The 14,409-nt window shown below is 73.0% G+C and carries 15 protein-coding genes and 1 tRNA gene; 9 read left to right on the top strand and 7 right to left on the bottom strand.

All coding sequences use genetic code 11. The features are described from left to right. The 8 genes from AB0I21_RS56380 to AB0I21_RS56345 form a co-directional block, all read left to right on the top strand. The coding region (locus tag AB0I21_RS56380; RefSeq protein WP_360574150.1) for an NADH-quinone oxidoreductase subunit J at nt 1-322 on the top strand (322 nt) is incomplete at its 5' end. Next, nucleotides 322-657: an NADH-quinone oxidoreductase subunit NuoK gene (gene nuoK / locus AB0I21_RS56375; RefSeq protein ID WP_344501862.1), complete on the top strand. Its 336-nt coding sequence runs from the start codon at nt 322-324 to the stop codon at nt 655-657. The genes AB0I21_RS56380 and nuoK, both read left to right, overlap by 1 nt. After that, nucleotides 654-2,504 (top strand): NADH-quinone oxidoreductase subunit L, encoded by a 1,851-nt coding sequence (locus AB0I21_RS56370; protein ID WP_360574148.1) that lies wholly within the window; start codon nt 654-656, stop codon nt 2,502-2,504. The genes nuoK and AB0I21_RS56370 overlap by 4 nt, the downstream gene beginning before the upstream one ends. 430 nt (nt 2,505-2,934) lie before the next feature. After that, nucleotides 2,935-4,488, top strand: a complete 1,554-nt coding sequence (locus tag AB0I21_RS56365; protein WP_360574146.1) for an NADH-quinone oxidoreductase subunit M — start codon at nt 2,935-2,937, stop codon at nt 4,486-4,488. Nucleotides 4,489-4,639: 151 nt separating this feature from the next. Continuing rightward, complete coding sequence (locus AB0I21_RS56360) at nt 4,640-6,259, top strand: proton-conducting transporter membrane subunit (RefSeq protein WP_360574144.1); 1,620 nt, start codon at nt 4,640-4,642, stop codon at nt 6,257-6,259. A 100-nt stretch (nt 6,260-6,359) separates the two neighbouring features. After that, nucleotides 6,360-7,232, top strand: a complete 873-nt coding sequence (htpX, locus tag AB0I21_RS56355) for a zinc metalloprotease HtpX (RefSeq protein WP_360574142.1) — start codon at nt 6,360-6,362, stop codon at nt 7,230-7,232. 85 nt (nt 7,233-7,317) lie between these two features. After that, entirely contained in the window at nt 7,318-8,523 is a 1,206-nt protein-coding gene (locus AB0I21_RS56350) for an MFS transporter (protein ID WP_360574140.1), read from the top strand. 37 nt (nt 8,524-8,560) lie between these two features. Beyond that, entirely contained in the window at nt 8,561-8,710 is a 150-nt protein-coding gene (locus tag AB0I21_RS56345; protein WP_360574138.1) for a hypothetical protein, read from the top strand. A gap of 36 nt (nt 8,711-8,746) precedes the next feature. Here the strand turns inward: AB0I21_RS56345 and AB0I21_RS56340 are convergent, their stop codons facing one another. Next, entirely contained in the window at nt 8,747-9,241 is a 495-nt protein-coding gene (locus AB0I21_RS56340; protein WP_360574136.1) for a YajQ family cyclic di-GMP-binding protein, read from the bottom strand. Between the two features lie 99 nt (nt 9,242-9,340). Between AB0I21_RS56340 and AB0I21_RS56335 the strand changes: the two genes are divergently transcribed. Continuing rightward, nucleotides 9,341-9,421 (top strand) — tRNA-Tyr (locus AB0I21_RS56335). Nucleotides 9,422-9,554: 133 nt separating this feature from the next. Here AB0I21_RS56335 and AB0I21_RS56330 read toward each other — a convergent pair. From AB0I21_RS56330 to AB0I21_RS56305, 6 genes are all read right to left on the bottom strand, one after another. Further along, nucleotides 9,555-11,021: a tyrosine-type recombinase/integrase gene (locus tag AB0I21_RS56330; protein WP_360574134.1), complete on the bottom strand. Its 1,467-nt coding sequence runs from the start codon at nt 11,019-11,021 to the stop codon at nt 9,555-9,557. Continuing rightward, nucleotides 11,018-11,209: an excisionase gene (locus AB0I21_RS56325; RefSeq protein WP_360574132.1), complete on the bottom strand. Its 192-nt coding sequence runs from the start codon at nt 11,207-11,209 to the stop codon at nt 11,018-11,020. Before AB0I21_RS56325 ends, AB0I21_RS56330 begins: the two co-directional genes overlap by 4 nt. 326 nt (nt 11,210-11,535) lie before the next feature. Then, nucleotides 11,536-13,485 carry a DUF3987 domain-containing protein gene (locus tag AB0I21_RS56320; RefSeq protein WP_360574130.1) on the bottom strand — a complete coding sequence of 650 codons (1,950 nt, stop codon included), beginning with the start codon at nt 13,483-13,485 and terminating at the stop codon, nt 11,536-11,538. Nucleotides 13,486-13,512: 27 nt separating this feature from the next. Continuing rightward, on the bottom strand, nt 13,513-13,746 hold the full coding sequence (locus AB0I21_RS56315; RefSeq protein ID WP_360574128.1) for a hypothetical protein: 234 nt from the start codon (nt 13,744-13,746) through the stop codon (nt 13,513-13,515). Further along, nucleotides 13,746-14,021, bottom strand: a complete 276-nt coding sequence (locus AB0I21_RS56310; RefSeq protein WP_360574126.1) for a hypothetical protein — start codon at nt 14,019-14,021, stop codon at nt 13,746-13,748. Before AB0I21_RS56310 ends, AB0I21_RS56315 begins: the two co-directional genes overlap by 1 nt. Next, a complete protein-coding gene (locus AB0I21_RS56305; protein ID WP_360574125.1) occupies nt 14,018-14,296 on the bottom strand; it encodes a hypothetical protein in 279 nt (92 codons plus the stop codon). The genes AB0I21_RS56310 and AB0I21_RS56305 overlap by 4 nt, the downstream gene beginning before the upstream one ends. Between the last annotated feature and the right edge of the window lie 113 nt (nt 14,297-14,409).

Here is a 14,409-nt window from a genome sequence, read left to right as displayed (position 1 = left end):
CAGGAGGCCAACGTCGCCCAGGCCGTCGCCGACCAGGCCAGCGCGATGGCGCAGCAGGAGAGCAAGCGCAACCAGGCCGAGTACGCCCGGCACCGGCGCCGGCGCCGGGCTCGTGGTCCTGTTCGCCGACGCGTTCCACTGGAGCCGGGTCGGGCTGCCCGCGCCCGGCACCGCCGAGGCGATCGGCGGCGCGGTGTTCCGCACCTGGGTCCTGCCCTTCGAGCTGGTGTCGGTGCTGCTGCTGGCGGCGCTGGTCGGCGCGATCGTGGTGTCCCGGCCCGACGTCAGCACCCGCTCCCGCTCCGACTCGCGGGGGCGCTGATGCACCCGGTCCTGCCGTTCACGATCGCGGCGCTGCTCTTCGCCATCGGCGTCTATGGCGTGATCGTCCGGCGCAATGCCGTCCTGCTGCTGATGGCGGTCGAGCTGCTGCTCAATGCCGTCAACCTGGTGTTCGTCACCGCCGACGCGACGATCCGGTCGGTCGTGCCGCACAGCGGCCAGTCCTTCACCCTGTTCGTCATCGTGCTCGCCGCCGCCGAGATCGGCGTGGGGCTCGCGCTGATTCTCCAGCTGTACCGGCTGCGCCGGTCCGTCGACGTCGAGGACCTGCCGCTCACCGAGGCCCCCGCACCCGACTCGGAGGTGGCGCGGTGAAGGCGGACCTGCTCGGGCTCGCGCTGCCCGCCGTCCCGCTCGCCGCCGGCCTGCTCGGGCTGCTCCTGCGGTATCAGCGCCGCGGCGTCGCGGCCGCGCTCGGCACCGGCGCCGCCGCGGCCGCCCTGGCCTGCGCTGTCGCCGTCGCCGTGCGGGGCCCGCGGCCGGCCGATGCCGGGCTCACCGTCGCGGAGTTCGGGCGGTTCTCCGTGCGGCTCGGCACCTGGCTCGACGGCCCGGCCGGCCTGGTCGCGGTCGCCGTCGGCGTCGTCGCGCTCTGCGTCCAGCTCTACTCGGTGGCCTACCTGCACGACGACGAGCGCTATGCGCCCTATGCCGCACAGGTCAGCCTGTTCACCGGCGCGATGCTGCTCGTCGTCGTCTCCGGCGACCTGATCGCCCTGCTGGTCGGCTGGGAGATCATGGGCATCTGCTCCTACCTGCTGATCGGCCACGACCGCCGGCTCCCCGAGGCGCCCCGCGCCGCGGTCAAGGCGTTCCTCGTCACCCGCGTCGGCGACGTCGGCTTCCTGCTCGGCATCGTGCTGCTCGGGCTGCAGGCCCACAGCTTCCGCATCGCCGACATCTTCGCGGCGGACCTGCCGGCGGGCACCCTCACCGCCGCGTGCGTCCTGCTCCTCGCGGGCGTCGCCGGCAAGAGCGCCCAGTTCCCGCTGCACACCTGGCTGCCCGACGCCATGGCCGGCCCGACCCCGATCTCCGCCCTGATCCACGCCGCGACGATGGTCGCCGCCGGCGTCTATGTCGTCGCCCGGCTCCATCCGCTGTTCGAGCGCTCGGCCGCGGCCGTCACCGTCCTCGCGGTCATGGCGTCGATCACGATGCTGCTCGGCGCCCTCGCCGCCCTCGGGCAGGACGACATCAAGCGGGTCCTGGCCTGGTCGACGGTCAGCCAGCTGGGGTACATGACCGGCGCCCTCGCCGTCGGCGCCCCGGCCGCGGCCCTGTTCCACCTGCTCACGCACGCCGCCTTCAAGGCGCTGCTCTTCCTCGCGGCCGGCGCCGTCATCCACGCCGTCGGCACCAACCTCATGGCCGCCATGGGCGGGCTGCGGCCCCGTATGCCGGTGACCTTCTGGACCATGACCGCCGGCCTCGCCGCCCTCGCCGGCGTCCCGCCCCTCGCCGGCTTCTGGAGCAAGGACTCGATCATCGAGGCCGCCTGGCACGCCGCCCACGACGAGACCGCCTCATCTCCGCTGCCCCGATGGGCGGCCTGGCTCGTGCTGGCCGCCGCCGCGCTCACCGTCCTGCTCACCGCGGCCTACGTGGTCCGCCTCTGGCGCCGCACGTTCTTCGGCGACGCCCGCACCGCCACCGCCCGCACCGCGCACGAGCCCCCGTGGGCGATGCGCGGCCCGCTCCTCGTCCTGGCGGTGCCGACGGTCCTGCTCGGCTTCGCCGGCCTGTCGGCCGCCTTCGCCACCCGCCTCGGCGGCGCCGGGCCCATCGCCGAGGTGGGCGCCTTCGCGCTGATCCCGCTCGCCCTGCTGGTCGCGGGGGCCGCCCTCGCCTGGCGGCGCGACCCGGCCGCAGCCCTGCCCGACACCGCCGTCACCCGCCTCCTGGCCAACGCCTTCTACCTCGACGCCGTCCAGGACGCCCTGGTCACCCGCCCGGTCACCGCCCTGGCCCGCCTCGCCCGCCGCACCGACGAGTCCGCCGTCGACGGCGCCGTCGACGCCACGGGCACCGCCGCCACGACCACCGGCGGCCTCCTCACCCGGGCCCACACCGCCGGCCTGCCCCGCGCCGTCACCACCGTCCTGACCGGCGCCGCCCTGCTCACCGCCGTCATCGCCCTGGTCATGGGGGTGTCCTGGTGACCCCGCTCCCGACCCTGCCGCCATCCGGCCCGTGTGTTCACGCCTGGGTCGGGTCGCCCGCGCGTTCTCTGGCCGCGCGGCGTGTCCGGCACCTGGTCCGCCGGTCGGTCTGCCGGTCCGGTGAGCCGCGTCTCCGCCGCCCGGTCGAGGTGGCCCGTGCCGCCGCCGCCACTGTGCCGCCTCGTGCGGGCCTCGCGGGTGGCCGTGGTCCGCGCGGGGATGTCTTCGGGAGCCTGGTATCGGTGGTCCGGCCGGCGTTCGTGGCGGCGCCTGCTGCCGGTCCGACGGTTCCCCGCGCCGTTCGTCGGTGTCTTCCGGTGGGCGCCGGACCGGCTGCCCGTCCGGCCCGTTCCTCGGCCGGACCGCTCGCACGGCCCCGGCGCACCGGGGGCACAGCCGCTGTCGTCGCACGTGTCGTGGGGGTGTCCTGGTGAGCGCCGATCAGGGTCTGCTCCTCGCGCTGCTGATCGTCCCGGCGATCGGGGCGCTCTTCGCGGCGGGCATGCCGGCGAGACTCGACCGGGTCGCCCGCATCGGTGGCGCCGCGTTCGCCGCCGCGAACTGCGGCGTGGTCCTCGCGTTCCTGCCCGGCGGGGATCCGCCGTCGTCGGCGAGCGAGTTCCCGACGTTCGCACCCGTCAAGGCCAACCCCATCGCCCCATGGGCCGAGATCGACCTGCCGTGGGCACCCGACCTGAGCCTGCGGTTCCATCTCGGCATCGACGGCATCTCCTATCCGCTCGTGGCGCTCACGGCCGGGCTGACGATGCTCTGCTGCGCGTACTGCCTCTGGCGGGTGCCCGACCCCGGCCGCGGGCGGCTCCTCGTGGCGCTGCTGCTGGTCCTCGAGGTCGGCATCATCGGCGTGTTCCTCGCCCTCGACCTGGTGCTGTTCTTCGTGTTCTTCGAGGTCGTCCTCCTGCCGATGTATGCGGTCATCGCCGTCTGGGGCGGCCCCGACCGCCGCCGCGCCGCGCGCAAGTTCGTGCTGTACACGCTGTTCGGCTCGGTGCTGCTGCTCGTCGGCGTCTTCACCGTCGTGTCGGCCGCCGGCACCGGCGACCTCGTCGCGCTGTCCGACCCGACGAGCACCCGGATGGGCGGCGGCGTGCAGCTGCTCGCGTTCGTGCTGCTTGCCGTGGCGTTCGCGGTCAAGAGCCCGCTCTGGCCGCTGCACACCTGGCTGCCCGCCGCGCACACCGAGGCGCCGACCGTCGGCTCGGTCATCCTCGCCGGCGTCCTGCTGAAGATGGGCACCTACGGCCTGCTCCGCGTCGCCGTCGGCGTCGCGCCGGAGGCCGCCGCCCGCAGCGCGCCGGTCCTCGGGATCCTCGCGACCGCCGCCATCATCGTCGGAGGCCTCGTGTGCCTCGCCCAGACGGAGCTCAAGCGCCTCATCGCGTACTCCTCCGTCGGCCACATGGGCTTCGTCCTCCTCGGCGTCGCCACCCTCACCACGACCGGCTTCCAGGCCGCCCTCATCGGCAACATCGCCCACGGCGTCATCACCGGTCTGCTGTTCTTCGTGGCGGGCGGCATCAAGGACCGCACGCACACCGGCGACCTCGCCCAGCTCGGCGGGCTGCGGGAGACCGCGCCGGCGCTCAGCGGCGTCCTCGCGTTCGCCGCCATCGCGTCCCTCGGGCTGCCCGGCCTCGCCGGCTTCTGGGGTGAGGCGTTCGCGGTCGTCGCCGCCTTCGAGCGCGGCGGCCCCCTCTGGACCACCCTCGGCGTCGTCGCCGCGATCGGCGCCGCCCTCGCCGCCGCGTACTTCCTGCGCCTGCTCCGCCGTGTCACGCACGGCGCCGCGACGCCACCGGTCACCGCACTCACCACGACCGCGACCGGGCGCCTCCGACCGGGCGAACTGGTCGCCTGGTCCCCGCTGATCGCCCTCACCCTCGCCATCGGCGTGGTCCCGATGGGCGTCCTGTTCTTCTCCGCCGGCGCCGCCGACGCCCTGGCAGGCGTGATCACCCGATGACGCCTTCCACCCACCGCGCCGCGCTCCGGGCCACCGCCACCATGGCCGGTCCCGACCACGTGCCCGGTTCGGCGGCCTGGGTGCTGCCTGGCCCGGAGTCCGGGTTCGCGCCCGGGCCGGTGGGCCGTGAGCCTCTCAGGGAGGTCGGGCGATGACGATCGACCAGATCGCGCTCCTGCCGACGTACGTCGCCGCCGCCACCGCGGTCCTTGTGCTGCTCGCCGACCTGGTCGCGCCGGGCAGGCTGGGCGCGGTCGTGGGGACGACGGCGTTCGGGATGGTGGCGACCGCGGGCACCGCCATCGGGGTCGGGCTGGGGCTCGGTGACGCCGGCCGGCGGACCGCGTTCTGCGTCGGGCCCGACCAGTGCTCGCTGGTGGCGGACCCGGCCGCCGCGGCCGTCGGTGCCGCGTTCGCGATCCTCGCGCTCGGCGCGGTGGCGCTGTCGCTGCCGGTGCTGCGGACGGGTGAGGTGCCCGTCGGCGAGTACTGCTTCCTGCTCGCCTGCTCGCTGACCGGCGCGGTCGTCCTCGGCGGCGCCCGCGACCTGATCACGCTGATCGTGGCGCTCGAGACGCTCACCCTGCCGCTGTACCTGCTGGTCGGCATCAGGCGCGGCGCCACCGCCGGGGCGTCGGCGGCGGTCACGTTCTTCGTGGTCAGCGTCGTGTCGACGGCGGTGGCGCTGCTCGGGGCCGCCCTCGTGTACACGGCGACCGGCGGCGTGCACCTCGCCGACATCGCCCGGGCGGACCTCGCCGTGCCCGAGCTGCGCCCGCTGCTGAAGGTCGGCATGGTGCTGCTGCTGGCGGGGCTGGCGTTCAAGGTCGCCGCCGTGCCCGCGCACGCCTGGGCGCCGGCCACGTACGACGGTGCCCCGCTGCCGGTCGCCGCGTACCTGTCGACCGCCTCGAAGCTCGGTGGGGTCGTCGCGCTGCTGCTGGTCGGTGTGCTGGCCGGCGGTCCGGTCCTCGCCACGTCGGGGCTGACGCTCGCGGTGCTCGCCGTGTTCAGCATGACGGTCGGCAACCTCGTCGCCCTCCGGCAGCGGCGCATGGTGCGGCTGCTCGCCTGGTCGTCGGTGGCCCAGGCGGGCTACGTGCTGGCCCCGCTCGGCGCGCTCCTGGCGACCGGCGGCCGCACCACCGAGGCGGTCGCGCTCGCCGTCGCCGCGACCGTCGCGTACGCCCTCTTCTACGTCATCCTCGAGTTCTCGGCGTTCGCCGCCGTCGTCGCGGTCCGGGGGAGCGCCGACGGCGGTGAGATCGCCGACTACCGGGGGCTCGCCCGCCGCTCGCCGTGGCTGACGGCGGTCCTGGTGATCGCGTTGACGGGCCTCGCGGGGCTGCCGCCGGGCCTGGCCGGCCTGTTCGCCAAGGTCGCCGTGGTGCGGTCCTTGCTCGGCGGCGACGCGGCGTGGCTGGCGATCGTCGTCGCGATCAACGCGGTCATCGGCCTCGCGTACTACATCCGGGTCGTCGCGAGCCTGTTCGCTGGTTCCGCGGAACCAGCGGTGGCGGTCACAACCACGGCCCCGGCCACGACGGGCGCATCGGCGCCGACACCGGCGACCTCGCCGACACCGGCCGTCGCAGCGGCATCGGCGACCGCGCCGGCAACGGACACCGCACCGGTCACGGAATCGGCCGCGGCGCCAGCACGTGCCGGGTGGCCGGTCGCCGCGGCGGTCGGGGTCGCCGCCGTGCTCGCGGTGCTGGTCGGACTGGCGCCGCAGGGAGTGCTCGAGCTGGCGGCGTTCTTCACCCCATGAGGGGCCCGATGAGGCACCCCATGAGGCTCGGACGAGACGTTCAGCCAGCTCACAGCCGGCGTAGGGAAGGGGCACGGCCGACCGCGGTGTTGTAGATGGTATGCAGCACAGGCATCTCAACGGTCTCAAGACGGCGGCCCTCCTGGGGCTGCTGACCTCGCTGATCCTGCTCGTCGGCTATTGGCTCGGTGGCAGCACCGGCCTGGTCGTCGCCGTGTTCCTGTCGCTCGGCATGAACGCGTTCAGCTACTTCTTCTCCGACAAGCTGTCCCTGCGTGCGATGCGCGCCCAGCCCGTCACCGAGGCCCAGGCGCCCGAGCTCTACGCCATCGTCCGGGAGCTCGCGACGTCCGCCGGGCAGCCCATGCCCAGGCTGTACATCAGCCCGACGGCGCAACCGAACGCCTTCGCCACCGGGCGCAGCCCACGGCACGCGGCGGTCGCCGTCACGCAGGGCATCCTCGGCATCCTCACCCCGCGCGAGCTGCGCGGCGTGATCGGACATGAGCTGTCACACGTGTACAACCGCGACATCCTCATCTCAAGCGTCGCCGGCGCGCTCGGCGGCATGATCACCATGCTGGCGCAGCTGGCGATCTTCCTGCCGATCGGGGGCTCGTCGAGCGACGACGACGGTCCGGGCGTCGGCGGCCTGCTGCTGATGCTGATCCTCGGCCCGCTCGCCGCGACCGTGATCCAGCTCGCCATCAGCCGCAGCCGTGAGTACCAGGCGGACGAGTCGGGCGCCCGGCTCACCACGGACCCGCTCGCCCTGGCCAGCGCCCTGCGCAAGATTCATCGCGGTACGCAGGCCCTGCCGCTGCCGGCCGACGGTCAGCTCGCCAGCCAGGCCCACCTGATGATCGACAACCCGCTGCGGGGCGGGGGCATCGCATCGCTGTTCTCGACCCACCCGCCGATGGAGCAGCGGATCGCCAGGCTGGAGCAGATGGCGGGTGTCACGCGCCGCTGACGCAAATTCCTGAACGGGTGACCGGAGCCTGCCGTTAGGATCGGCAGGCTCTTCACCCGTTACCGGCAGGAAATGAGGCAGTGCGTTGCGGCAGTACGCGGCGGTCTGGCGGCTCCCCGGCGCACCGGTACTCCTGGTCGTCGGTGTGATCGCCAGGCTCGGCATCGGCATGGTCTCGCTGTCGCTGCTGCTGCTCCTGCAGCAGACGACCGGCCGGTACGCGCAGGCGGCCGCCGCCTGTGCCGTCTATGCCCTCGCGGGTGCCGCGGCCAGCCCGATCGCCGGACGGCTCGCCGACCGGGTCGGTCCCGGACCGGTCCTGCTCGTCACCGGCATCGCCCACCCGCTCGCCCTCGCGGCGCTGATCGTGGTCGCGCTCCGGCATTCGCCGATGCCGTTCGTCGTCGGTACGGCGGTGCTGGCCGGCGCCACGTTCCCGCCGCTGACGGCCGCGGTGCGCGGTACGTGGAACGCGCTGACCACCGAGCTGCCACACGTACGGGTGACGGCGCTCGCGGCCGAGACGGCGCTGTTCGAGGTCGTCTTCGTGGCCGGGCCGGTGCTGGTCGCGCTGTGCGTCGTGCTGTGGCAGCCCGCGGTCGCGCTCGGCGCCGCCGCCGGCGTCACGCTCCTCGGCACCCTGACCGTCGCCCGGGGCCGGGCCATCCGGTCCTGGCGCCGCCACGCCGACCACACCAACGCCAAGGGTCTCGGCCCGCTGCGGGTCCCCGGCTTCGTGCCGCTGCTGGTGACCGCGTTCGGCCTCGGGTTCGCGTTCGGCGGGGTCGGGGTGGCGGTGCCGGCGTACGCCACCGCGTACGTCGAACACGACCCGGCCGGCGTCGGCGGGCTGCTGCTCGGGGTGTGGGGCATCGGCAGCGCCGTGAGCGGCTTCTACTTCGGCACCCGCCCGCCGGGGCGCCTCGGCTGGCTGCTCGGCGGGGTCTCCGCCAGCATCCTGATCCTGGCCGCGATGCCCAGCGCGCTGGCGCTCGGCATCGCCCTCGTGCTCGGCGGCGCGACCATCGCCCCGGCCCTCACCGTGCAGAACTCGCTCGTCGGGCAGATCGTGCCCGGCTCGATGCTGAACGAGGCGTACACCTGGCTGGTGACCGTCTCCGTGGCGTCCAGCGCCGCCGGCGTCGCCGCGATGGGACTCGTCGTCGACCGCCCCGGCGGCGTCGTCTGGGCGTTTCTGCTGGCGGGCACCGCCGTCGCGTTCGGCGCCCTGGTGGCGGCCAACCCGCGCGGCGCGATCGCGCGGGCCGCCACTCAGACGTCACTCACATGAGTGATGCCAGGAGCACGTCCGTGTATGGTCCAGCCTCATGGCATTGCCGATCCACGCCGTGCTGGCAGACCCCGATCATCGGGAGAAGACCGACACCGAGATCTGTGACACCGACAGTTTCGTGCTGATCCGGGCCGAGGAGACCGCGGAGCGCCCCGAGCGGCGCCCGCCGGCCCGCCAGGACTGAGCCGTCACCGGTAGCCGGCTCACCCTGGTAGTCGGCTCACCGATAGTTGGTGAACTGCAGCGCGATCCCGAAGTCCTCGCCCTTGAGCAGCGTGATGACCGCCTGCAGGTCGTCCTTCTTCTTGCCGGTCACGCGCAGCTGATCGCCCTGGATCTGCGCCTGGATGCCCTTGGGCCCCTCGTCGCGGATCTTCTTGGAGATCGCCTTCGCCTTCTCCGACTCGATGCCCTGCACGATCTTCGCGTCGATCTTGTACGTCTTGCCGGACGCACGCGGCTCGCCCGCGTCCAGCGACTTGAGCGAGATGTTGCGCTTGACCAGCTTCTCCTTGAAGACCTCGAGCGCCGCGACCACGCGCTCCTCGGTCTCCGCCTGGAGGCTGACCGTCTCTTCCCCGGCCCACTTGATCTCAGCGCCGGTGCCGCGGAAGTCGAACCGCTGCCCCAACTCCTTCTCGGCCTGGTTGAGCGCGTTGTCGACCTCCTGCCGGTCGACCTTGCTGACGATGTCGAACGAGGGTGCCGAAGCCATGGCAGCTGCTCCTGTGGTGCGGTCGATTGGCGGTACGGGCGTGCCGAGGGTACCCGTTTGCATTGCCCCCGGGGCGTACCGCTATTCTTGCTTCCGCCAGGCGGGTTGCCCGAGCGGCCAATGGGAGCGGACTGTAAATCCGTCGCGAAAGCTACAGAGGTTCGAATCCTCTACCCGCCACCGGCAGTGCAGAGAGGGCCGTTACCAGGGGAAACCCCGGTAGCGGCCCTCTTGCGTTGGTCCCACTCAGTCTCACCCGGACCAGCCGAAGCTCACCCGTCGCGGCAAATGCGTGGCAAAGTTTCCGCCATGATCAGGCCGCGCCCGGCGGGTCGACCTCCTCGACGTCGCCCTGGTCCTGGGTGTCACCCGTCGGGTCGAGGCCCAGCGCTAGGGAGATCCGGTTGAGCGCGGTGGCTGTCTCCCCGTCGAGGCACTTGGCGTAGACCTCCAACAGGACCTTGACGCTGTTTCCCGCCCAATCGGCTACCTGTGTCGGCGGCACGCCAGCGTTGAGCCACGTCGACAGGCAGGCGTGTCGCAGGTCGTACGGCCGCTTGGCGAGCAGCGAGCGCTGTTGGGCGGGCGTGAGTGCCTTCTCGCGCGCCTTCCGCCATGCCGTCGTGTAGGTGTTGTTCGGAATCGGCTGTCCGGCCGTGGGGACGTAGCGACCCCACGGGCCGCGCCGCGTGACGAACAGCCGCCCATTGTCCGCAGGTGGGTACTTGGCGATGTGCCGGACGAGCATGTCGGCGAGCGGCGGCGCCACGGGGACCGGCCGGGTGGCCATCCTGGCGCGGTGCTTCAGCCCGCGATCCTCGTTGACTTCGGCCTCGTCGTTCCAGCCTCGCCCACTGGCCACCGTCGCCCCCGAGAGGTGCAGCCACCCCCACGCTCCCTCCCTGGGTGGCCGCTCGAACTCGTCGTTTGTGAGGTGGAGCACTTCCTCCGGCCGCAGCCCGGCGTAGTACATGCAGCCGAAGAACGCCTCCAGCTCTGGACTGGCCTTGGCGACCTCCGCGAGCAGCGCGGCGGCCTGCTTCGGGTTGGCGACCACCGCCCGGTCGACGCTCTCGTCCTTCTTGGGCGCCGTCCAGCTCACCAGCGTGAGCGGGTGGACGTCGAGGAGGCGCAGCTCCACGGCGTACCGCAGCGCGTTGGAGAACACCGCGCGCTTCCGCGTGACCGTCGAGGCCCCGGCGGGCGTGCCGTCCATTTTCAGTGCGAGCGTGTCGAGCACCTTCCGCACCAGGGCTGCGTCCTTGAGCGCCGACACGTTGACGGTGTTCGCCTGTACCCACGCGACGGCGCTCGCCAGCTTGGCCGGCGGTGGCCCGGCGGTCCGCGCAACGGTGTTGAAGGCGTAGCCGTACAGCGCGGCCCGCATTGTCTTGTCGTCGGGCACCCCACGGTCGCTGGCCAGCAGCGCGGGTGTGACCGTGGCCAGAGTCTCGGCGATGCCCTTCCGATGGTTCGGCGAGGCGTGCGGCCACTTCATGTCCACGTACTCCGTGGCGTGCTGGTACCACGACTTCGTGCGCAGCGCGCGGGCCATCGGCTCCGGCAGGCCGGTGACCTCATCGAACGCCACCCCTTCCCGCTGCGCCACGACCAGCCGGGAGCGGAAGCTCTCCGCGAGGGCCCGTGTCTGGAACGACTCGCCCAACTCCTCGCCAGCCACGAGCCACCGGAGGCGGTACGTGCTGCGCGGCTTGCCGGTCTTGCGGTCCTTGCCCTTGTGCTCGCGGATGCCCCAGATCCGAACGTCGAAGGTCGTCATGCGGCCTGCGGCTCCTCTCGGCTGGCGATCCAGGCGTCAAAGTCGGTGCGACGGATGCGGAGTTGGCCGTTCGGCAGCTTGTAGGTGCGCGGCGCCTCGCCGATCGCCTTCCAGCGGAAGAACGTCGACTTTGGGACGTCCATCGCGTCGAGGAACTCGGCGAGGGTCAAGAACTCCCGGGGTGCCATCGGCCGTGCCTCCTGATCGGTGCGTGAGGGGCGCTGACGTCGACGCTGAGCGCCTGTCGAGCGTCGGGGTGCCTCTGCGTCGCCGGCGGGCGACGAAGCGTCAGCGGGCGTTAGGGAGCCGGTCTGAGACGGCCGTAGCGACAAGATCTTATGAACGTCGATGTGATTGCCTACGTCGGTTCCTTCCAGCGGCTCTGAGGGGGTCGATGCGTGCCGGTCGTGGCTCACGCGGGCGACCGGCGGATTGCTCGTGACAGAACTGACAGAACTGACAGAACCTCGGGCCGGAGGGGGTTGTGTCAGTTGTGTCAGTTCTGTCAGCGGCCTCACGCCGTCCTCCGGGCGTCGCCGATGGCGTGGACGGTCGCGACTGGCCGGTGCACCTCGGGGTGGACGACGTAGCTCGGCGAGGGCGGTCGTCCGCCTTTCGCGGAGCGGGCCGGTTGGTCGAGCTGGCGGATGTACCCGTGGGCGTCGAGGACGTCGAGGGCCGGGTCGAGGTCGGCGACGGTGGCCAGCTGGCTGCTCTTGACCGCCCGGAACAGCTCGCGCTTCGTGAACGCGGTTGATCCGGTGCGTTCGATCCAGCCGAGGACGGTCCGGGCGTTGCGGGTCGCGTGGTCGGCGCCCATGTCGTCGAACGCGGCCAGGGCGTGCGCGGCGAAGTAGTCGCCCAGGAGCGCGGCCCGGTCGATCGTGTCGGCCTCGATCGGCTTGCCCCACCCGTCGCGGAGGTGTTCGCCGAGGTGCAGCAGCCCAGCGAGCCGGACCACGGCGCCGGTGTACTTGCTGCCCCAGTCCACGATGTGCCCCCACGCGCCGCCCGGCGCGAGGCGCGGCTCCACCGCGCGCTCGATGTCCAGCACCCGTTCGTTGGCCTCGGGCGTGAGCGGCAGCACGGCCGGGTCGGTCCACTCCGCGAGGGTGAGCACCAGCGCGGAAAGGTTCGACGCGTACGCGGCGGCGACCTCGGCGGGCACCGGGTCGGCGCCGATGCGGCGGCGGCCGACGGTGTTCTCCGGCAGGGAGAACAGGATGCGCGCGAGCAGCCCGAGACCACGGAAGCCCGGCATGCCCGCGATGTCGCGCAGCACGTCGGGCTGCACGGCCAGGCCGAGGGTGAGCGCGGGCTTGTCGACGTGTTCGGCGTCGCGGCTCTGCCGGCCGATCCGCATCATGTCGCCCGCGTGCCCCTTGAGGAACACCTCCAGGTTCGGCGTGCCGGAGTACCGCCCGGCGATGGTGGCGAAGATGCCGCCTTCCGGTGACAGCACCGCGAGGCGCCCACCTTGGGCGGCGAGCAGCGACGCTGCGTTCTCGGATGTGACGTCGTCGGCGACCAGCTGCGGCACCACGGGCACCGCGAGTGCGTCGGCCTGCATGGCGGCCGCGGTCGCTTCGGCGAGCAGGGTGTCGCGGCCGGATGCGTCCGCGTTGGCGGCAGCGTTCGCCGCGCGCTCGGCGGCTTTCCCGGCGACCTTCGCCGCGAGCTCCGCCTCAACGATCGCCGGTTTGGTCCGCTCGACCAGCGCCCGCTCTGCGGCGAGCAGCGGCCCGGTCATCGCGGCGAACACCGCCGACTTCCGGGAGCCCGGCGGCAGCACAACGACCGTGTAGAGGTTCGTCGGCTCCCGCCACGAGCCGCGCACCTCCACCTCGGCGCGGCCACCGGCGGCGGTGGACAGCGCCGCGAGGCCGATGCTGCCCGCGAGGTCGAGGGGCGTCTGGGTGAACTCCGCGACGGCGTACACCATCTCGGCGACCCACCCGGGCAGCACCTCAGCGGGGAACGCCGGGAGGTGACGGCCCGAACCGATCGGGATCAGCGTCGGCCACCCGCCCGCGGTCGCCGTGTCGAGCATCGCGCGCCCGGCGGCGACCAGGTCGGTGACGTCGGCGCCGGTCGTCGCGAGGTGCGTCAGTTGCTCGCCGAGGTCGACCACCTGACGTCGGCGAGCATGGTCGGCCACGATGCCGGCATAGTGCCCAGCGTTCGCGGCGGTGGGCGTGGCCTGCATCAGCGTGTGCAGGTACGGCGCGCCGCCGACGCGGCCCAGCTCGCCAGTCTCGGCGAGGTGGGCGGCGAGGGCGACGGGATCGGTGGGCTTCCCGGCGGCGTGCAGGTGCAGCAGCGCCTCCCACAGCGCCGCGTGCGCGGGGCGGTAGAAGTCGCCCGGCGCGAGCGTGGCGGCCAGGTCGCCGACCACGTGCGCCGCCAGCAGCGCGGCGCCGATGACCGCCTGTTCGGCGGCCTCGTCGTGCGTGGAACGAGTCACGATGCGTCTCCCCTGTGGATGGCCACGTCAGGCGATTCGGCGGCGGGTGTGCAGGTCGATGACCGGAGCGGTCGGCATCTGGACGACGACGGCGAGCGCGTCGCCCTGGTCGTCACCGCCGATCAGTCCGTCGGCCTGCGCGTGGGCGCACGTCATGTGGCACGGCCGGTTCTTCTCGTCGCGGAGCATCGCCGGGATGCCGCACAGACGGCATGGCAGCGGGCGGCCGACGTTGTGGTCGCTCCAGTCGAGGAAGGCCATCAGGCGTCCCTCCGGACGCTGGCGCGGGTCGCGCGGCTGATGACGGTGTCCAGGTCGCGGGCGAGGCCGAGCAGCTGCGCGCGGGCGACCGGCTCGGCGGCGGCGAGCGCCACGGTCAACGTCACCTCGGCGTGCTCCCGGCCGTCGGCGGCGCGCACGCGGGTGAGCAGCGCCCGGCCGAGGCCGGGGACGTCAACGGCGAGCGGGTCGGCGCGGTGCTCGCCGAGGTTGCAGCGGTGGCCTCTGGCGCACCAGTCCGTGTGCCGGGTCTTCATCGGTTGGTGTCCTTGCTGTGCAGGACGCGCAGGTAGTTGATGACGCGGCGGCCGGGGCGGAGCTGGCGGCCGGTGCCGTCGCAGCGGCGGCAGATGCCGAACGCCTTGCCGCCGAACAGGGCGCGGCGTTTGCCGGTGCCCTTGCAGCGGCGGCAGGCCACGAACGGCCAGAGCCAGCACGCCAGGATGTAACCGAACGTGACGATGATGAGGGCGAGGAACAGCAGGACTGCGGCGGCCGGTTGGCCGGTAGCGGTAGCGGCGAGCGCGGGCATGCGAGAGCCTCCACGGGCTGTTTTGGGCGCGAAAGGGCTGCTGGCGCTACCCGCTACCTCGGTGGGTAGCGGCTGGCCAGGTTGGTAGCGGGGTGGGTAGCGGCGGCGCTACC

The sequence above is a fragment of the Dactylosporangium sp. NPDC050588 genome, from assembly GCF_040654975.1.
Taxonomy (GTDB): Bacteria; Actinomycetota; Actinomycetes; order Mycobacteriales; family Micromonosporaceae; genus Dactylosporangium; species Dactylosporangium maewongense.
The sequence above is the reverse complement of the archived record's forward strand: the minus strand, read 5'-3'. Positions and strand labels throughout refer to the sequence as shown.